Genomic DNA, 18849 nt, shown 5'->3' with positions numbered 1-18849 from the left:
GAATATTTCATGTTGTCAAGTATCGGGTTATCCTGATGTCCATGGCCGCCCAGCGAACAGATCCCCTGACCCTCGAGGTCGTCGAGCTCATCGGCGCCGTCGTGGCGCGTTACCACGCGGAGTACGAGCAGGCCGCGGCCGAGCACTCCCTCACGGGGGCGCAGGCCCGTGTGCTGGGACTGCTCTCCATGGAGCCCACTCCCATGCGCCGCATAGCCCAGAAGCTGAGGTGCGAGCCGTCGAACGTGACGGGGATCGTCGACCGGCTCGAGGCGCGCGGCCTGGTCGAGCGCCGCCCCGACCCGGCCGACCGCAGGGTGAAGATCGCCGCGGCCACCGAGGAGGGCCGCGGCACGGCACGGCGGCTGCGGGAGTCGCTGGACTTCGCGCGCGAGCCGCTGGCGCAGCTGACGGCGGTCGAGCGTTCGGTCCTGCGGGACCTGCTCAGACGGATGCTGGGCGAGGACGTGCCGGAGCCGCCCGCCGCCGGTTCCTGACACCCCCAGGCTTCCCGGCACCACCGGGCCCGTAGGCGCACCGGCTCACGGGCGTGGGGCCCCGGTACGCCCTAGACGCACCAGAACAGGAAGCGGCTGCACGTCTCGCTCGGCGTCGGCTCCGGAGGCGGCGGGTCCTGCTGGCCGGGCTCGTCGGGATCGTCCGGGTCCGCGGAGCTCCCGTCCGTGCTCCCGGGCTCCTCGGGGCTCCCGGGGTCGCCGGAGGCCGAGGCAGAAGGGGAGCCGCTGCCGCTCGGCCCGGCCTCCGAGGGCTCGTCGCTCCCCGCGTCCGAGCCCGTACGGCCCGGTTCCCCCTCACCGTCGCCGTCGCCGCCACCGCCTGACCGGGACTTCCCCGGTCGCGGCGACGAGGACTTGGTGACGGCGGGTTCCTTCACCTGGTCCGGAGCGCCCGGCGAGTCGTCGGAGGCCGTCGGCTCCGGCATCTCCGACTCGACGACCGGATCCTCCCTGACCGCCGTCGCCGCGCCGTCGTCCCCGGAGTCCTCCATCGCCAGCTCCGCCAGGCTCAGCGCCCCTGCCGCCAGCACGAGGCCGAGCGTTCCGAGCACCACCTTGCGACCGCGCCGCTTACGGGCACGACGGCCCGCGGGCTTGCGCCGCGACGGGGCCTGACGGCGCGAGCGGCGCGGCCCGGCGCTGTCCGCGGGCTCTGCCACCACGTCCAGTTCGTAGACGTGGTCGGGCTCGGGAGCACGGGGGCTGTGGTGGCGGAGTTCCTCGACAGGTGTGCCGCACCCGGCACAGGCCAGGGCGCCGTTGAGATGCCGTCCGCACGGGTGGCAGTAATCCATGGCGCCCGAAGATTATTCGGCGACCGGGCACCTGCGGTGGGTCAGCCTGTGCAGATCCTGTGTGGAAAGCTCAATTCCGCGGCGAGCCGACTCGCCGTGGTTGACGCCACCGACCGGGCAGGATGTCGGCCATGACCCCTGACGCCCGCTTCGGACCGCTCGACTTCCAACTGGTGCTGCTGCGCCGGATGGCCGACTTCCAGCCGGGCCTCGCGGAGGACGCGCGGCACGCCCTGGGCGTGTCGCTCGCGCAGCAGCGCGAGGCCAACCGGCGCTGGCAGGCGATGCTGCGCGCGCGGGGATCGCGCGGGTCGCTGTCGCGCTACCGCTCGGTGCTCGGCGAACCCGAACAGGTCCTCCGTCGGCGGATCGGCGACCTGGAGTGCGACGCCCTGCTGTGGCGCCTGCCGCTCTGGCCGGACCTGCGCTTCGAGGTTCTGGCCGCCGACAACGGCGCGGTGTGGAACGAGTGGCTGGTTCGCGCGCCGGGAGCGGCCGGCCCCGAACTGCGGACGGCGGACGATCTGGTGCCCTGGTCGTGCACCGTCGACGAGGTGGCGAGGGCCTTCCCGCCGGCCCGCCCCATGGAGGGCTCGGCACCGACCAGATGGCGGCTCTCGTTCACCCTGCCCGACGGCGGGTCGCGGGTCGCCGAGTTCACCTGGGGCCTGCTGCAACGCCTCGTGGACCGATCTGTCGGCCCGTCAGGTAGGTAGTCCCGACGGCTCAGCCCAGCGCGCGCCCCGCCCGCGGCGATCGCACGATGCGAACACGTACCGCACTCGGGAGGACCCGCCGTGACCGTCAGCCTTGAGCAGTTGCGCCGTTGCCATGTGGCAGTCGACCTGGGCGCCGCCAGAACCCGCGTCTTCGTCAAGGGCGTCGGCCTTGTCGTCGACGAACCGAGCGTCGCCGCCGTGAACACCCGTACGGGGGCGCTGATCGCGGTCGGCGAGCTCGCCGAGAAGATGACCGGCCGCACACCGGGCTACATCCGCGTCGCGCGCCCCGTCTCCGGCGGCACCGTCGTCGACATCGACATGGCCCAGCGGATGCTGCGTCACCTGCTCGGGGAGAAGCTCCGCCGGCAGCTGCGCCGCAAGCCCCGGCTCCGCGCGGCCGCCAGCACCCCGCACGACAGCGACCCGCTCGCCCAGCGCGCCACCGTCGAGACACTGGTCGGCCTCGGCGCCCGCCGGGTCGAGCTGGTCGACACCCTGATCGCCGCGGCCGTCGGCTGCGGGCTCCCCGTGGAGCAGCCGAGCGCGACCATGATCATGGTGTGCGGCGCCGCGACCACACAGATCGCCGTCCTGTCCCTCGGCTCGATCGTCACCGCCACCCGTATCCCCATCGGCGGCAACGCCATCGACAACGCGGTGATCCAGCACCTGCGCCACCGGCACGAGCTGATGCTGCCCAGCCAGTCCGTACGGCCGCTCCAGCTCGCCCTGCACGGCAACGGCCTCACCCCGCAGGGCCCGGCGTCGACGGAGATCCACGGCCGCGACGTCGCCACGGGCCTCGCCCGCTCCGTCCGCGTCGACACGGCCGCCGTGCGGGAGGCGATCCACACCCCGCTGACCTCGGTGCTCGACGGGATCGGCAAGGTGCTGCGGGACTGCCCGCCGGACCTCGTCGCCGACCTCGTCGACCGCGGCATCATGATGGTCGGCGGCAGCGCTCTGCTGCCGGGCCTGGACCAGATGCTGCACGATGCCACCGGAATGACGGTCAGCATCGCGGAACGGCCCGACACCTGCACCGTGCAGGGGCTCGGCGCGATGCTCGAGGGCCGGATCCAGCCCCTGGACCTCGATTCGCTCGCCACGGCCGACTGAGACCGGCTCGGAGACGGGAACGGTGGCCACCGGCCCCGCGGACCCCGGCGCCGGAGCGGGCGCAGGCGGCCCGGCCGTCCCGGACGGTCCCCGCGAGAGTGACCCGGACACCCCGGGCGGCACCGGCCGCCCGGGGCAGCGGCCTGTCGGGGCGTCGCGGCTCGCGGCGCTCCTCGAGGCGGTGACCGGCATCGGCACCGACCTCGATCTGCGCACCACGCTCCAGCAGATCGTGGACACCGCCGCCGTACTGACCGGTGCGCGCGGCGCCTCCCTCGGCGTGGTCGACCCCGAGCGGGGCGGCCTCGCCGAACGGTTCACGGCCACGGCGGGCGGCGCGGGGCGGTCCCCGGACCCGTCCGGCGGTCCGGCCGCCCCGGCGGACGCACCCTCGGCGGGCGCCGAGCCGCTGCGCATCCCGATCAGGGTGGACGCCGAGATGTTCGGCGACCTGCGCCTGACCCCGCCGACCGGCGACGCCTTCTCCGAGGAGGACCTGGCGCTGTTGCAGGTGCTCGCGGCGCAGGCCGGTATCGCCATCGGCAACACACGGCTGCACGAGACGGCCCGGCAGCGCGAGCGCTGGATCGAGGGCGCCGCGGCCGTCACCAACGCACTGCTTGCCGGCGAGAGCGCCGACGACGCGCTGATGACCGTGGCCGAGCAGGCCCGGAACCTCGCGGAGGCCGCCGCCGGCGTGGTGCTCCAGCCCACACAGGAGGGCGGCATGGAGATCGTCACGGCCTCCACCCTGGAGGACCCGCGGGACATCGTCGGCACGACCATCCGGCCCGGTTCGCCGGTACTCGTCCAACTGCTCGGCGGTGAACCGGTGTTCATCGAGGACGCGGCCACCGATCCGCGGATGACCACCCATGTCCGCAGCCGTTTCGGGCCGAGCATGATGCTGCCGCTGCAGAGCGGCGGGCGGCTGATCGGCACCCTGGCGCTGCCGCGGCGGCGCGGCGGCCGCCCGTACACCGGTCTGGAACGGCTGCTGGCCACGCAGTTCGCCTCACAGGCGGCGCTCGCGCTGGTGCTCGCCGACGCCCGGCACAACCGCGAGCAGCTCGCCGTGTACGAGGACCGCGACCGCATCGCCCGGGATCTGCACGACCTCGTCGTCCAGCGGCTGTTCGCCACGGAGATGATGCTGGAGTCGACGCGGCGGCGGGCCGAGGCCGGGTCGACGGACCGGTTGCTGGGCCAGGCCGTCGACGAGCTCGACTCGACCATCCAGGAGGTGCGGACCACGATCTTCGCCCTCCAGCAGCCGCCCGCCGACGCGCCGGCGACGTTCAGGGGCCAGGTGCTGCGCGAGACCCGCGGGGCGGCCGTGCCGCTCGGTCTGCTGCCGTCGGTGCACTTCAGCGGCGCCGTCGACACGCTGGTGCAGGAGCCGGCGGACCGCGAGCTGCTGGCGGCCCTGCGCGGCGCCCTGGCCGCCGCGCACCGCAGGAGCGACGTCTCGTCGGTCGACGTGCACGTCGACGCGACGGTGCGACTGCCGGACGGGCGCCAGGGTGTACGGCTGACGGTGACGGACGACGGCCTGGACGACGAGGGCACGCGTGGCACGACGCTGACCTGGTATCGCCCGCTGTAGACACGGCACCCCCCGACCGTGCCGGACGCCGTGGCGCGGGCCCGCCAGGAACCGAGACCCCTGCCCGGCACCGGAAGGCTCGTCGGGCGGCGACGGCACCGCCCGGCCGGCCACCCCCGTGGACGCCGGCCGGGCGGCGGGCGTTCCCCCGCCGGACGCCGTCGATCCTGCCGGACTCGAGGGGTCCGGCGCATCGTTCCGTGGAGGGAGCCGCCTGCCCGGCGGCTCCTTCGCGTGGGGGAGACAATGGCCGTCCCGGGAATCCCGCCGGGTGCGGCATACGACGACATCAGGAGGCCGACGAGTGAGTTCCCTCTTCCCAGCGCTGGCGGCGACCGCCACCGGCACCGACCGGGTCGCCCTCCGGTTCGGGGAACGGTCGCTGACCTACGCGCAGTTGCGGGGCGCGGCGGGCTCGCTCGCGCTGCGGATCGGCGGGGCGGAGCGCGTCGCGCTGTGGGCCGGGCCGACCCTCGAGACCGCGGTCGGCGTGGTGGCGGCCCTGTTGGCCGGCGTACCGGTCGTGCCGTTGAACCCGCGGACCGGCGACCGGGAACTGGCCCACATCGTGGCGGACAGCGCGCCCACCGCGGTGCTCGCCGCGCCGGACGACCAACTGCCTGCGCCTCTGCAGCCGTTGAGGCGGGTCGACATCGCGGTGACGGGCACGGCGGGCGAGCTGCCGCCGGAGCCGGCGGCCGGGTCCCCCGCGCTGATCGTCTACACCTCCGGCACCACCGGCCCGCCCAAGGGCGCCGTGCTGCCCCGGCGGGCGGTCGCCGCCTCGCTCGACGCCCTGCAGGACGCCTGGCAGTGGAGTTCCGACGACGTACTGGTGCACGCGCTGCCGCTGTTCCATGTGCACGGGCTGATCCTCGGTGTCCTCGGACCGCTGCGCCGCGGCGGCGAGGTGCGTCATCTGGGCCGCTTCACCGCGGAGGGCGTGGCACGGGAGCTGGGCTCGGGCGGCACGATGCTCTTCGGGGTGCCCACGATGTACCACCGGCTGGCGGAGGCGCTCGACGACGACGCCGAGCTGACGAAGGCGCTGGCCGGTGCGCGGCTGCTGGTCTCCGGTTCCGCGGCCCTGCCGCTGCCCGACCACGCCCGCATCGCGGAGGCGACCGGCCGCCGGGTGATCGAGCGGTACGGGATGACGGAGACCCTGATGAACACCAGCGTCCGCGTCGACGGCGAGGCCCGGCCCGGTACCGTCGGCGTGCCGCTGCGCGGCGTGGAGCTGCGGCTGGTGGACGAGGACGGCACGGAGATCGCCGTACGCGACGGCGAGACGATCGGCGAGATCCAGGTGCGCGGCGACAACCTGTTCACCGAGTACCTGAACCGGCCGGACGCCACGGCCGCCGCCTTCGACGGCGACTGGTTCCGCACCGGCGACATGGCCGTGCGCGAGCCGGACGGCTACGTGCGCATCGTCGGCAGGAAGACCACCGACCTGATCAAGAGCGGCGGCTACAAGATCGGCGCGGGCGAGATCGAGAACGTGCTGCTCGACCACCCGGCCGTCCGCGAGGCCGCGGTGACCGGCGAGCCCGACGCGGACCTGGGCGAGCGGGTGGTCGCCTGGATCGTCGCCGCGGACCCCGCCGCCCCGCCGTCCGCGGAGGAGCTGACCGGCCACGTCGCCTCCCAGCTCGCCCCGCACAAACGACCGCGGACCGTCCGGTTCCTCGACGTCCTGCCGCGGAACGACATGGGCAAGATCATGAAGCGGGCGCTCCATGGCTGAGCGTGTGTCCGCCCGCGAGGCGATCGCCCTGGTCAGCAGCGGCTTCACCGAGCAGGAGCTCGCCGACCTGCCCGACGCGGGCGACGGCCCGCTCGGCTGGGAGGGCTACGGCGCCCAGCGCGACCGTGCCTCACGCCGGACCGGCTCGGCGGAGTCCGTCGTCTACGGCACGGCCCTGATCGGCGGCACCGAATGCGTCCTGATCTCCTTCGAGTTCGGCTTCCTCGGCGGTTCGCTGAGCGAGCGGGCCGGGGACCGGCTGGAGGCCGCGTACGCGCTGGCCCGTGAGCGCCGGCTGCCGCTCGTCTCGCTGATCGCGACCGGCGGCAGCCGGATGCAGGAGGGGATGATCGCGCTCGGCCAGCTCCAGCGGGTCGCCCGCGCGTCGGTACTGCTGAGGGAGGCGGGCGTGGCGCACATCGCCGTGCTCCGCGACCCGACGACCGGCGGCGGCTGGGCCACGCTCGGCGCGGGTGCCGACGTGATCCTGGCGCTGCCCGGCGCGCAGGTCGGCTTCGCCGGCTCGCGCGTGCGTCCGGCGGACGCGGACCCGGCCGCGTACACGGCGGAGGGCCAGCTCGCGGCGGGCCAGATCGACGCGGTCGTCCCTCCCGGCTCCCTGCGCGACACGCTCGCGTTCTGGGTGCGGGCGCTCGCCCCCGCGACCCTGGCCGCGGAACGCGAGCCCGTGGATCCGCCGCGGGCGCTCGGCGCGGGCGGGGAGCCGTCGCGCACCGGATGGGACGCCGTGCGGCAGGCGCGCGGCGCGGACAGGCCACGGGCAGAGGCGTACCTCGACGACTACTTCACGCGCCGGGAGCCGCTGCGCGGCGACCGGTGCGGCGGCGAGGACCCCGGCATGCTCTGCGGGGTGGGACTGCGTGACGGGCGCCCTGTCGCGTACGTCGCCCAGGGCGGAACGGCGACCACGCCCGCCGGTTACCGGACCGCCGCCCGGGTCGTGCGGCTCGCGGACCGGCTGGGCCTGCCGGTGCTGACGCTGATCGACACCCCGGGGGCGGCCAACGACGCGGAGGCGGAACGCTCCGGCGCGGGCGCGGCCATCGCCGAGCTGTTCACGGCGGTCGCCGCCGCGCGCACGCCGCTCACCAGCCTGCTCATCGGAGAAGGCGGCTCGGGGGGCGCGCTGGCCCTGGCCGCGCCGGGCAACACCTGGGCCACACCGGCGAGTTACTTCTCCGTCATCGCACCGGAACTCGCCGCCGCGATCCTCAAGCGCTCCCCCGACCAGGTGCCGCACCTCGCGGACCAGTTGCGGCTGCGCCCCCAGGACCTGGTCGAACTGGGCGTCGTACGGGGCATCGTGGGGCCGGGGTGACGGCGGGAGGCCCGGTACGGAGCACGTACCGGGCCTCCCCTTTGCCGGCGGGCTACTTCACACCCACCGCACGGATGATCTCCTGCTGCACGGAGCCGCCCCGGTCGTCCTTCGCGGAGGCCCGGACCGAGATGTACCGCGCGTCGCCCGGGACGCGGACCGTGCCCTCCCAGGCCGCGGACGCGCCCCGCACGCCGTCGAGTTCCACGGCGGTCCATGTCCTGCCGTCGTCGAACGACACCTCCAGCGAACCGCCGCCGATCCGGCCGGTGTCCGCCGCGCCCTTGACGTACTCGGCGAAGATCCCGAGGCCGAGGCGCTTGCCGGCCCGGACGTCACCGCGGAGGTCGGTGTCGACGTCGAAGCCGAGGTTGAGCATCGGCAGGACGGTCCGCCGGTCGGCCGGGGTCTTTGCGGAGCGGACGGTCCACTCGGTGTGGCCCTTCGTCGCCAGCCGCCACCGCTCGGCGTCCAGGGTGGTGTCGGTGACGACCTTGTACGTCTTCTCCGCCGGGTCGGCGTCCCGGGCGTAGGCACCCGAGCTCATGCGGCGGTCGACCAGTTCGCCGTCCGCGTACACCTCGGTGAACTGCGTCATGGAGTCGTCGCTCCACACGTCGCCGAAGCCGGTGTGGTCGGGACCGGAGTCGCCCCAGCCGGGGGTGTTGAACTGGAGGTCGTTGCCACTGCGGGTCTGTCCCCAGCCGAGACCGGTGCCCAGCCACGGGTGCAGCACGGGCTTGAACCAGTTGAGCTCGGAACGGGTGCCGCCCTTGTACGACGGGGTACCGCTGCGCTGCTCGATGGCGCCGGGGCCGATGCTCATGGACTCGTGCCAGTGCTGGCCGGCGCCGGCGGAGACGTAGTCGGTCCGCTCGACGGGGAAGGCGATCTTCTCCTGGAAGCCGAAACCGATCGGGAAGGTGTCGGTGATCGAGTAACGGAACTCGCCGCCGTCGGCAGGCTCGGCCGCGTGGAACTTGGCGTCCAGTACGGCCAGATCGCGCTTTCCGGGCCGGTGGACGAGGTCACGGTCCGGTACGGCGCCGGGGTGGCCCTCCGAGAGGTCGTACACGAACGGCGTGTATTGCGTGCCGGTCAGTTCCAGGCGCTGGTGGCGGCGGGCCGCCTCCGTCAGACGGGCGCCGTCCGCCGCCCCGACGGTGGCGACGTGCAGCGGCCGGTCCTCGTAGCTCTCCGTGCCGAACCAGGCCATCAGCCTGCCGGGGGCGTCGTCGGTGACGAACAGGACCTTCGCGCCCGCGTCCTGGGCGTTCTGGGCGAGCCGCGCCGGGTCGACCGCGCCCGTGTGGCGTACGACGACCGCCTTGCCGCGGACGTCCTTGCCCGTGTAGTCCGCGGTGGTGCCCGCGCCGGCGTCGACGACGTCGAGCCGCTGCTTCCCGTCGAGGACGGCCGCGCCGGCCTGGAGCCGGGTGTCCGCGAGCAGCCGGCCGCCCGCGCTGACGTCGAGCATGGGCTTGCCGAGACGCCAGACGGTCCGGTACTCGAACGAGCCGGTCGCCGGCTTGTCGGTGGGCGCCGCGAAGACGCTGTCGTACAGGGGCGGCACCTGCACCGCGCCGCCGTAGGACACGCCGTTGGCGTCGCGGTCGAACTCCATCAGCAGCTGGCGGGTCTCCGTCCGCCGGCCGACGTCGGCGCGCACCTCCCGCAGGGTCCGGCCGTCGAGGGTGATCTCACGGTCCCGGTCGAGGGTGATCTCGGGGTCGGTGAGGAAACCGATGCCGAGCGAGCCCTTGCCGTTGCTGCCGCGTACGTCGAGGAACGAGGAGACGGTGTACGTGCCCGGGGGCAGCCGCAGTTCGAGGGTGCCGGAGTCGCCGACCGTCGCCGGGAAGGGGTCGTGGCCCTTCTCCAGCTTCCGCACACCGAGGTGGGCGGCGGTCGCGGCGCCGTCACGGTCGAGGACGCGCACGGTGAGCGTGTAGCGCTCCTCCTCCTTGACCAGCCCGACGGCGGTGCGCGCGACGGTGCGCTCCCCGGCCTTCGCGACGATGCGGGCAGAGATGTTGCCGACGGGCGCGCCGGTGCCGTCACCGGTCACGGACGTCTGCGCCGTACCGTGCGCGGGGACGGTGAGCGTGGTGTCGGCGAGGGAGAACACACCGGCCGGTGCGTTCTCGAGGGCGAGGTCGAGGGTGACCGGCGCGTCGGAGTGGTTGGTGTAGGTGACCGTCCTGGTGACGGGCTCGTTCTCCGCGTAGGGCCAGCGGAAGAAGCCGAGGCTCGCGCTGCCGGTCGCGGTGACCGTGGCGCCGACCGCGCCCGGGACGTCGAGACGGCCGGCGCCGAGCGCGTAGGCGGAGGCGTCGAGCTGCTCGGACGTACTCATCAGCGCGTCCTTGAGCTGCTGCCCGTCCCAGTCGGGGTGCTTCTCCGCGAGCAGCGCGGCGACGCCCGCGACGTGCGGCGTGGCCATGGAGGTGCCGCTCATCGCGGTGTACGGTCCCTCGCCCGCGGTGAGCTGCGAGCGAGCGGCGAGGATGTCCACGCCGGGCGCGGACAGGTCGGGCTTGAGCGCGTTGTCGCCGAAGCGCGGTCCCTGGCTGGTGAAGTAGGCGGCCTGGTCCGACGCGTCGACGGCGCCGATGGTGAGCGCGGCGTCGGCGGCGCCGGGCGAGCCGATGGAGCCGGAGGTGCCGCTGTTGCCCGCGGCGACGACGAACAGCGCGCCGGTCTCCGCGGAGAGCGTGTTGACGGCCTGCGCCATCGGGTCCGTGCCGTCCGAACCCTCCTGCGAACCGAGGCTCATCGACACGATCTTGGCGTCGATGTCCTTGGCGGCCCATTCCATACCGGCGATGATCTGCGACTCGCTGCCGCTGCCCTCGTCGCTGAGCACCTTGCCGACGGCGAGCTCCGCGCCCGGGGCGACGCCCTTCTCCAGTCCGCCGGAGGCCGCGCCGCTGCCGCCGACGGTGGAGGACACATGGGTGCCGTGGCCGTTGCGGTCGGCGACCTCTTCGCCCTCGATGAAGCTCCTGGACTCCGTGACGCGGTCCTTGAGGTCGGAGTGGGAGGCGTCGACGCCGGTGTCGAGTACGGCGACCTTGACGCCCTTGCCGGTGAGCCCGGCCTCCCATGCCGTGGGCGTGCCTATCTGCGCGTTCGACTCGGCCATGTCGGCCTCGACCCGGCCGTCGAGCCACACCTTCGCGATGCCCGCGCCGAACGCCGACCGGGACTTGGCGGAGGTGACCGCACGCCAGAACTCCCCGGACGCCGCCGCCTCGACGGCAGCGCCGTTGACGCTCGGCAGCGGCCGGACGGTGTCCGCGCCGCGGGTGGCGGTCCGCTGCGCTCCCTTCGCGTAGCCGACGATCAGCGGCAGACCGTCCTGGCCCGCGAGCCCCTGCTCGATGAGCCCGGTGACGTCGAAGAGCCTCTTGTCGAGCACTCCGGCGGCCAGGTACGGCCGTGCCTCGTCGGGCACGACGGTGACCCGCCCGTCGGTGATCTCGCTGCGCACGGCGCCGACGGCGCCCTTCGGCCGCTCCACGGCCACCGACTTCTTGCCGCCGCCGAGGTCAGTGACGGTCACCTTGTCGCCGGTGACCAGCGTGACGGTGTGCGCCGCCTGGGCGGCCCTGGCGGCGGCGGTCCCCGCTGCGGCTCCGACCGGTTCACGGTCGGAGCCGGTGGCGAAGGCCTGTCCGGCCGGGAGCAGTACGAGGGACACCCCGGCGGCGATCAGCCGGGCTCTGCGTCTCGCGGGTGCTCTGGTCATGAACGACTCTCCTCGGGACGCCCGGTGGAAGGGGTGGCTCCGGACGCTGCGAAGAGTCTCGACGCGATCAAGGCGGTTGCGAACGGGAGTCCGCTGGCGGGTACGTGCCATGGCGGCGACCCGCCAGCAGGCGCACAGCGGCAGGGCGTGAGGTGGGACGGCGCCGTGCCGGGCGCGCCCGACGGGCGGCCCGGCACGGGGACGCATAGCGTGCGACGGGAGAGACCCGACGGGCAGGAAGGCTTGGAGACGATGGCAGCGCACCCCGAAGGCACACCCTGCTGGGCCGACGCGATGTTTCCCGACGTGGAGGCCGCCAAGGCCTTCTACGGCGAGCTGCTGGGCTGGACCTTCGACGAGGGCTCGCCCGAGTTCGGCGGCTACACGCAGGCGTTCTCCGACGGCAAGGCCGTCGCGGCCGTCGTGCCCCGGATGCCGGGAACGGGCGGACCGCCGGCCTGGAACCTGTACTTCGCGACCTCCGACGTGGCGTCCGCCGCGGAGAGGATCCGCGACAACGGTGGCGCGCTGCTGATGGATCCGATGCCGGTCGGTTCCTTCGGCACCATGGTCACGGCGGAGGAGCCCAGCGGTGTGTTCTTCAGCCTCTGGCAGCCGGACGCCCACACGGGGTTCGGGAAGACCGGCGAGCCCGGCGCGTACTGCTGGGCGGAGGTCACCACCAGGGACGTGGAGAGAGCCGACCACTTCTTCGGCTCCCTCTTCCCCTACGAGGCGAAGCGGATGCAGCAGGATTCGCTCGACTTCACCGTGTGGCACCTCGGCGGTGAGCCCGTCGCGGGCCGGCTGAGGATGACGGACGACTTCCCGCCCGACCTCCACCCGTACGTCAACGTGTACTTCGGCGTCGAGGACTGCGACGCGGCGATCGACACGGTGACCAGGCTGGGCGGCACGCTTCAGCGGGGGCCGCTGGACAGCGCCTACGGACGCTACGCGTCGGTCCGCGACCCGCAGGGCGCCGCGTTCTCCGTCATCGACGTCACCACGACCGCCGGCGAGATGCCCGCCTTCACCTGACCCAGGGACCGGGAGCGGCGGGCCCGGCGGGCGGGAGCGTCGCGTTCCGGCTCACCACGGCGGTCACCAGAGGCGGAGGGCTCTGCTGCGCCCCTTGGTCCGGCGGCGGGTCGTCCACCCGGCGCAGACCGTCCTCCGCCGGGTCCCCGGCCTCGCCTCCCGGCACACCTTCGGGCGCACGGCCGGCGTCGGGGGCGGCGCCTTGGCCGGCGCCGGAGGGGACACCGGGGTCGCCGGGCGCGGCGCCTGCGCCCCGACCGGCCGAAGGCGCGGAACACGGCTCGCCGGCACACCCGTGGTCCGCCGACGGCGGCGCGTTGACCTCCTCCGCGTACGGGGCAGTCTGCCCCGTACCCGACTGCTGCCGTGTCCCCACGGGCGAGGCGTCGGTCCGCCAGACCTGGGCCGGTGATTCGTCGCGGACCTTGACCACCACGTTCGCCCCCGGCTCGGTCGACGCGGGCACCATGGCCAGCCGGTCGTTCCACCGCGGGATCACCTGGCCCTGGATGGTCAGGTCGTAGCGGACGTCCACCGCGTCGGGCGCGGTCCGGCTGGTGCAGCCGTCGAGGACAACGATGCCATCGAGTCCGTGGGAGTTGAGGCAGAGCGCGGGGGCGGCCGAGCTGCGGAGCCGGCCGTCGCTCTCGTACACCCACTTCTGGGTGGGTGCGGCGGAGCAGGCCGCCATGGTGACCTCCGTGCCGGCCCGCGGCGCGGGGTCGGTGATGTCGAGGCAGAGTCCGGCCTCGGCGTTGCGCAGCCGGGTGGTCAGCGGGGCCGCCGGATGGCCGGCCGAGGTGGCCGTCGGGTCGGGCGCGGGAGTGGAGGGCCCGGGGGCGCCCGCCCCGGGTGCGGGCGGGGCGGTGCCGGTGACCGCGCCGCTGGGGACGCTCGGGCCGGCCTGTCTGTCGTCCTCCTGCCAGAGGGCCGATGCCAGCGTGATGACGAGCAGCCCGGTCACGGCCGCCGCGGCGCCGACGGTCAGCGCTCCGGGCGCGATGCCCACCGCCGCGATCCGCCGGCTCTTCAGTGCGAGGCTCCGCAGTGTGCGGGGCCCCCCGCCGCGTGAGTGCCGGCCGCTCCCCCGCGGGCCGCGGGGCCCGGGGCCGGCCGCGTCCTGCGCCGCCTTCGCCCTGCGCCGTCTCCCCGGCCGCGAGTCGAGGTACGACCGGGCCGCCCCGCCCAGCAGCGCCTCCGCCAGCAGCATGCCCAGCCGCCCGCCGGAGTGCCGGAGCTGGTCCGCGGCGAACCGGCAGTACGAGCACTCGGACAGATGCACCTGGATGTCGGGGATCAGGACCCCGCCCCGGCGCAGCGAGATGTCGAGCAGGCGGTTGTAGTGGCGGCACTCCGCGGTCGGCGCGTACTCCCGGTGGACCCGCACGCACGCCTGCCTGAACTGTTCGCGGGCCTGCTCGAGCTGGGCGGAGGCGACCCGTGGATCAAGCCCCGACAAACCCGCCGGTATGGATATACCTTCGGCCTCGACCTCGGCGTGCCAGAGGAGTACCTGAGCGGTCATCGGCATTACATGGAATGCCCGGGAGACCAACTGCCTGTTTTCCCCGGGGCCTTCCGGATTCATGAGTCCGGTCAGTACCGAGGCCACCGTCGGGTCGCCCGCCCACACCTTGGCGATATGACGCACGGTCACCAGAAGATGGGGCCTCAGCGCCCCCGCGGCCGCGTTGCGCGCCAGACTTTCCATCAGCTGCGCGAAAGCCGCGGCGGTCAGCATCGAAGCGGTTTTGTTCGAGGTCGCACAAATTGAGGCGTAGTCGAACACGGACTGCCAGTGCCGAGCGAGCAGCGTGGCCATCGGCCGGACTTCCAGACCCCCTCCACCGGCCTGCAGTGCGGCGGCGAGCTCCTCGTCGGAGACCCCGGGGGCGCGGCCGGGCTGCGAAGAGGGGACGGTTCCGGGCGTGCGGGGTTGTTGCATTGACGTCTTTCCATCCATGGCAATGCGGTGGGGGGTTGCTGTGTGGGGCCGAAAGAAGTGCACCGATTGGTACATACCTTCGAGCGGGGCGGCTCGACGCTCTTTTGGAGTTGGCCACCGCAATGGAATTCGAACGGTTGATCCGAGCAGTCCTGTTCGGGTGTGAGAGGGCTCACCCTTACACAACTGGCCTGCCACTAACAAGAGTTCCGGAACCCCGACCATTCACAACGCGCCGGTCAAGACAAGTTTCGGGCACGGACACCGCTTTCTGGAACTCGAGTAAGTACAACAATGGAGAAGCATTCCGACGGCCGTGGTTGACGGAAGCCGCAATCACGTCCAGCGGCGTCCGCGACCGCCGCGCGGCTTACGGCGACACGGGCGCACGGATCAGCCGGTCGCGCCCCCACGGCCGCCGCACCGCGTGTGACGGCAAAAAGCAGTACCGGGGCAATTACCCTGCGAGAACCGACCTGCCCCACAAAAGGAGCGTCCAGTGTCATCTCGCCTCAACCCGTACATCAGCTTCGCCGGCAACGCGCGCGAGGCCATGGAGTTCTACAAGAACGTCCTCGGCGGAAACCTGCGGCTGAACACCTACGCCGACATCGGCGGCGAGACCTCTCCGAGCGACGCCGACAAGATCATGCACGGCATGCTCGAGACGGACCGCGGCTTCACGCTGATGGGAGCCGACACCCCGCCCGGGATGGAGCACAAGCCCGGCAACAACTTCTCGATCAGCCTGAGCGGCGAGGACGCCGGTGAACTCCGCGGCTACTGGGAGAAGCTCTCCGCCGACGGCACGGTCAACGTCCCTCTCGAGAAGCAGATGTGGGGCGACACGTTCGGCATGTGCGTCGACAGGTTCGGCATCTCCTGGATGGTCAACATCAACGAGAGCCAGGGCTGACCGCAGGCCTCGGCCGGCGAGTGTGTGCGGCCGCCCCGGCCGCACACCAGCCCGTAGCCTGGAACCACCCAGACCCACGTCAGCGGAGTCGTCCGTGACCACCGTCCACCGCCTCGCGACCGCGCCGGCAGCACCGACGCCCGGAGAGCACATCTGGTACGCGTCGTACGGCTCGAACATGGACACCGACCGGCTGCGGTACTACCTCACCGGCGGCCGGCCCCCCGGCGCCGCACGGAGCTACCCGGGCTGCCGCGACCGGCGCCCGCCGGTGCGCTCCTCACCGGTCGAGTTCCCGGGAACGCTGTACTTCGCGACGGAGTCGCCCGTGTGGCAGGGCGGCCGGGCCTTCTACGACCCCGCCACCGTCGGCGTCGTCTGGGGCCGCGCCCACCTCGTCACCGCACAGCAGTTCTCCGACATCGCCGCGCAGGAGATGTACGAAGTCCCCGGCAAGGACCTCGACCTGGCAGCGGTGCTCACCGAGGGCAGAGCCGCGCTCGGCCCCGGCCGGTACGAGACGCTGATGCTCCTCGGCCACCTCGAGGGCATCCCGGTGCTCACGTTCACCGCACCCTGGCGGCTGCCGGAGGTGACCTGGAACAAGCCCTCGGCCCCGTATCTGCTGCACCTGGCCCACGGCCTGTGCGGCGACGGCACCTGGGAGCCGGCCGCCGTGGCCCGCTATCTGTCCCGGTGCCCAGGAGCCGCCGAGGCGTGGACACTGGACGAGCTCACCACTCTGATCGAGGGGCTCGAGGGGCCGGGAGAGTGAACTCGCCGCGGATCCGGACGGGATGTCGCGCGCCTCACGAGGAGGGGAGACGTTTCCCCTTACCTTCCTTGGGTGGGGCGGGTGGGACTCGAACCCACGGCCGACGGATTATGAGTCCGCTGCTCTAACCGGCTGAGCTACCGCCCCTAACGGCGCGTCGCGCACATTTGTGCGCGCCGTCTGCCGCAGCATAGCCGGTCATACGATCTCCTGCCTCGCATGGTCGACAACGCTCGACCATGAGGACTTCGCTGCGGCCCACGCGGTTCCGGAATGTTGCCGGGAACACACCGAACGCCCTGTCCGGGCTCCCGCGCACACATGAAAAAGGGCCCCCGAGGGGCCCTCTTCCCATCTGCTCCCCCGGCTGGACTCGAACCAGCAACCCTCCGGTTAACAGCCGAATGCTCTGCCAATTGAGCTACAGGGGATCGCGCTCCCCCGACTGGACTCGAACCAGTAACCTGCCGGTTAACAGCCGGCTGCTCTGCCAATTGAGCTACAGGGGATTGCTGCGTGTGCACCGAACGTACCTACCCGGGGCGTCCCAGGGGGCGTGCGCTCGCTGCGACACATACATTAGCGCAACCAGGGGGGTGCTCCGCCAATCGGTATGGCGCCGGGTGATCACAGGTCCCGACGGGTAGGCGGGCAGCACCGACGCAACGGAAGGGTGTCACCCATGCGGTACAAGCTCACGTTCGTCGCGGGACTGGCCATCGGCTTCGTGCTCGGGACACGGGCCGGGCGCGAGCGCTACGAGCAGCTCAAGAAGTCCGCGCGACAGATCTCGCAGAACCCGGCGGTCCGCAACGCCGCCGAGTCCGCCGCCCACAACGGCCGCGAGGCGGCGGGCAAGGCCTTCCACGCGGTCAGCGACAAGGTCGGTGACCGCGTGCCCGACTCGGTGTCCGACCGGGTGCGGGCGCTCCGGGAGCGGGGCGGGGGCGCCGAGGACGACTGGGGAACGACCAACACCTGAGGCGGCCGGTCCCGGCCGCCCGCGGCGGGCGTGACGCCGGACACCTCCCGCGTACGGCAGAATTCCGGACATGGGGATAGTCGCCGGGTTGGACAGTTCGTCTGGGTTCACGCGCATCGTCGTCTGCGACGCGGACACGGGAGCCGTGCTGCGTCAGGGGTGTGCGCCGCACCCCGTGGAACCCAAGGCCACCGACATCGATCCGCAGGCGTGGCTGCTCTCGCTCGGCGAGGCGGCCACCGGCGGCCTGCTCGAGGGCGTCCAGGCCATCGGGGTCTCCGCGCAACAGCACGGCCTGATCACGCTGGACGCCCAGGGCGCTCCGGTGCGCCCCGCCCTGCTCGGCAACGACAAGCGGGCGCAGGCCGCCGCCGCGGATCTCATCGACGCCCTCGGCGGTCGGCAGGCCTGGGCGGAAGCCGTCGGTTCGGTGCCGCAGTCCGGGCAGCCGGTGGCGAAGCTCCGCTGGCTCGCCCGCGCGGAGCCGGACGCGGCACGACGCGTCGCCGCCGTGATGCAGCCGCACGACTGGCTGGTGTGGCAGCTGCTGGGCCGGCCGGCCCGCAGGACCACCGACCGCGGCGGCGCGTCCGGCACCGGCTACTGGTCGGCCGGCACGGGGGCCTACCGCACCGATCTGGTCGAGCTGGCGCTCGGGCAGCAGTGCGCGCTGCCCGAGGTGCTCGGCCCCGCGGAAGCCGCGGGCACCACCCCGGAAGGGCTGCTGATCTCGGCGGGCACCGGCGAGACGATGGCGGCGGCCTTCGGGCTCGGGGTGGCCGTCGGCGACGCCGTGGTGTCGCTGGGGGCGTCCGGTTCCGTGATGGCCGTGCACCACGAGGCGCTGCCCGACCCGACCGGGACGATCACCTCGTTCGCCGACGCGACCGGGATGCACCTGCCGGTCGTGCACACCCTCAACGCCGTACGGGCGCTGCGCGGCAGCGCCGAACTGCTCGGCGTCACCGACCTCTCCGAGCTCTCGGCGCTGGCGATGAAGTCGACGCCCGGCTCGTCCGGGCTGGTGCTGCTGCCGTATCTGGAGGGCGAGCGGACACCGCAGCTGCCGCACACCGCGGGCACGCTGACCGGACTGCGGCGCGAGTCGATGAAGCCCGAGCACCTGGCGCGGGCCTCGTTCGAGGGCATGCTCTGCTCGCTGGCCGACGCCATGGACGTGCTGCGCCGCCGGGGCGTGGAGGTGCGCCGGGTGTTCCTGCTGGGGGCGGCCGCCGAGCTGCCCGCCGTACAGGCGCTCGCACCGGCGATCTTCGGCGCGCAGGTCGTCGTGCCGCAGCCGGCCGACTACGCGGCGCTGGGCGCGGCCCGGCAGGCCGCGTGGGCGCTGGGCGCCGCGCAGGGCACCCTGTCGCCGCAGGCTCCGCCGGCCTGGCAGGGCGCGGCGGCGCAGGTGTTCGAGCCGGGCGAGGAGCTGGCGGTCGGACAGGCGGTGCGGCAGCAGTACGGCGCGACGCGGGACCAGATCCACCCGGGGGCGTTCGACGCCACGTCGTGACGCGCGGTCGTACAAGCTGTTCTTGACCGGCGCTTGGGGAAAACCCTTGCGGTTTTGCCGACCCGGTGTCGGAAG

At 73.2% G+C, this 18849-nt stretch carries 14 protein-coding genes and 3 tRNA genes; 11 read left to right on the top strand and 6 right to left on the bottom strand.

Translation table 11 applies throughout. The features are described 5' to 3' along the window. Positions 1–41 precede the first annotated feature (41 nt). Positions 42–497 carry a MarR family winged helix-turn-helix transcriptional regulator gene (locus tag SPRI_RS25130; protein ID WP_005318062.1) on the top strand — a complete coding sequence of 152 codons (456 nt, stop codon included), beginning with the start codon at positions 42–44 and terminating at the stop codon, positions 495–497. Between the two features lie 71 nt (positions 498–568). On the opposite strand, the gene SPRI_RS25125 is transcribed toward SPRI_RS25130, so the two are convergent. Beyond that, the gene (locus tag SPRI_RS25125) at positions 569–1312 is read right to left on the bottom strand and encodes an SCO2400 family protein (RefSeq protein ID WP_005318059.1); all 744 of its coding nucleotides are present in this window, start codon (positions 1310–1312) and stop codon (positions 569–571) included. 131 nt (positions 1313–1443) lie between these two features. On the opposite strand from SPRI_RS25125, the gene SPRI_RS25120 reads away from it, so the two are divergent. The 5 genes from SPRI_RS25120 to SPRI_RS25100 all read left to right on the top strand — a co-directional run bounded on the left by SPRI_RS25120 (position 1444) and on the right by SPRI_RS25100 (position 7848). Next, positions 1444–2028 (top strand): hypothetical protein, encoded by a 585-nt coding sequence (locus SPRI_RS25120; RefSeq protein WP_037774745.1) that lies wholly within the window; start codon positions 1444–1446, stop codon positions 2026–2028. 81 nt (positions 2029–2109) lie between these two features. After that, positions 2110–3153: a rod shape-determining protein gene (locus tag SPRI_RS25115; RefSeq protein WP_053557332.1), complete on the top strand. Its 1044-nt coding sequence runs from the start codon at positions 2110–2112 to the stop codon at positions 3151–3153. Positions 3154–3175: 22 nt separating this feature from the next. Then, the gene (locus SPRI_RS25110) at positions 3176–4759 is read left to right on the top strand and encodes a sensor histidine kinase (protein ID WP_078951288.1); all 1584 of its coding nucleotides are present in this window, start codon (positions 3176–3178) and stop codon (positions 4757–4759) included. Between the two features lie 304 nt (positions 4760–5063). Next, the gene (locus tag SPRI_RS25105; protein ID WP_053557331.1) at positions 5064–6509 is read left to right on the top strand and encodes an acyl-CoA synthetase; all 1446 of its coding nucleotides are present in this window, start codon (positions 5064–5066) and stop codon (positions 6507–6509) included. Further along, positions 6502–7848 carry a carboxyl transferase domain-containing protein gene (locus SPRI_RS25100; RefSeq protein ID WP_053557330.1) on the top strand — a complete coding sequence of 449 codons (1347 nt, stop codon included), beginning with the start codon at positions 6502–6504 and terminating at the stop codon, positions 7846–7848. The genes SPRI_RS25105 and SPRI_RS25100 overlap by 8 nt, the downstream gene beginning before the upstream one ends. 52 nt (positions 7849–7900) lie before the next feature. On the opposite strand, the gene SPRI_RS25095 is transcribed toward SPRI_RS25100, so the two are convergent. Continuing rightward, positions 7901–11599 carry a S8 family serine peptidase gene (locus SPRI_RS25095; protein ID WP_053557329.1) on the bottom strand — a complete coding sequence of 1233 codons (3699 nt, stop codon included), beginning with the start codon at positions 11597–11599 and terminating at the stop codon, positions 7901–7903. A gap of 252 nt (positions 11600–11851) precedes the next feature. Between SPRI_RS25095 and SPRI_RS25090 the strand changes: the two genes are divergently transcribed. Further along, positions 11852–12640, top strand: a complete 789-nt coding sequence (locus SPRI_RS25090; protein WP_037774741.1) for a VOC family protein — start codon at positions 11852–11854, stop codon at positions 12638–12640. On the opposite strand, the gene SPRI_RS25085 is transcribed toward SPRI_RS25090, so the two are convergent. Then, entirely contained in the window at positions 12633–14585 is a 1953-nt protein-coding gene (locus SPRI_RS25085) for an RICIN domain-containing protein (protein ID WP_078951287.1), read from the bottom strand. The genes SPRI_RS25090 and SPRI_RS25085 overlap by 8 nt on opposite strands. A gap of 499 nt (positions 14586–15084) precedes the next feature. Here SPRI_RS25085 and SPRI_RS25080 point away from each other — a divergent pair, with 499 nt between their 5' ends. Next, positions 15085–15501: a VOC family protein gene (locus SPRI_RS25080; protein WP_005318042.1), complete on the top strand. Its 417-nt coding sequence runs from the start codon at positions 15085–15087 to the stop codon at positions 15499–15501. A 94-nt stretch (positions 15502–15595) separates the two neighbouring features. After that, a complete protein-coding gene (locus SPRI_RS25075) occupies positions 15596–16276 on the top strand; it encodes a hypothetical protein (protein WP_005318040.1) in 681 nt (226 codons plus the stop codon). A 73-nt stretch (positions 16277–16349) separates the two neighbouring features. On the opposite strand, the gene SPRI_RS25070 is transcribed toward SPRI_RS25075, so the two are convergent. The 3 genes from SPRI_RS25070 to SPRI_RS25060 all read right to left on the bottom strand — a co-directional run bounded on the left by SPRI_RS25070 (position 16350) and on the right by SPRI_RS25060 (position 16785). Next, positions 16350–16423, bottom strand: a tRNA-Ile gene (locus tag SPRI_RS25070). 211 nt (positions 16424–16634) lie between these two features. Further along, positions 16635–16707: transfer RNA gene (locus tag SPRI_RS25065), tRNA-Asn, on the bottom strand. 5 nt (positions 16708–16712) lie between these two features. Continuing rightward, positions 16713–16785 (bottom strand) — tRNA-Asn (locus tag SPRI_RS25060). 173 nt (positions 16786–16958) lie between these two features. Here SPRI_RS25060 and SPRI_RS25055 point away from each other — a divergent pair. Beyond that, positions 16959–17258 carry a YtxH domain-containing protein gene (locus SPRI_RS25055; protein WP_037774737.1) on the top strand — a complete coding sequence of 100 codons (300 nt, stop codon included), beginning with the start codon at positions 16959–16961 and terminating at the stop codon, positions 17256–17258. Positions 17259–17328: 70 nt separating this feature from the next. After that, positions 17329–18774: an FGGY family carbohydrate kinase gene (locus tag SPRI_RS25050; protein WP_053557327.1), complete on the top strand. Its 1446-nt coding sequence runs from the start codon at positions 17329–17331 to the stop codon at positions 18772–18774. Positions 18775–18849: the final 75 nt, after the last annotated feature.

The organism is Streptomyces pristinaespiralis, from assembly GCF_001278075.1.
In the GTDB taxonomy this organism is placed as follows: domain Bacteria; phylum Actinomycetota; class Actinomycetes; order Streptomycetales; family Streptomycetaceae; genus Streptomyces; species Streptomyces pristinaespiralis.
Note: the sequence above shows the minus strand (reverse complement) of the source record. Positions and strands in the feature narration are given on the sequence as shown.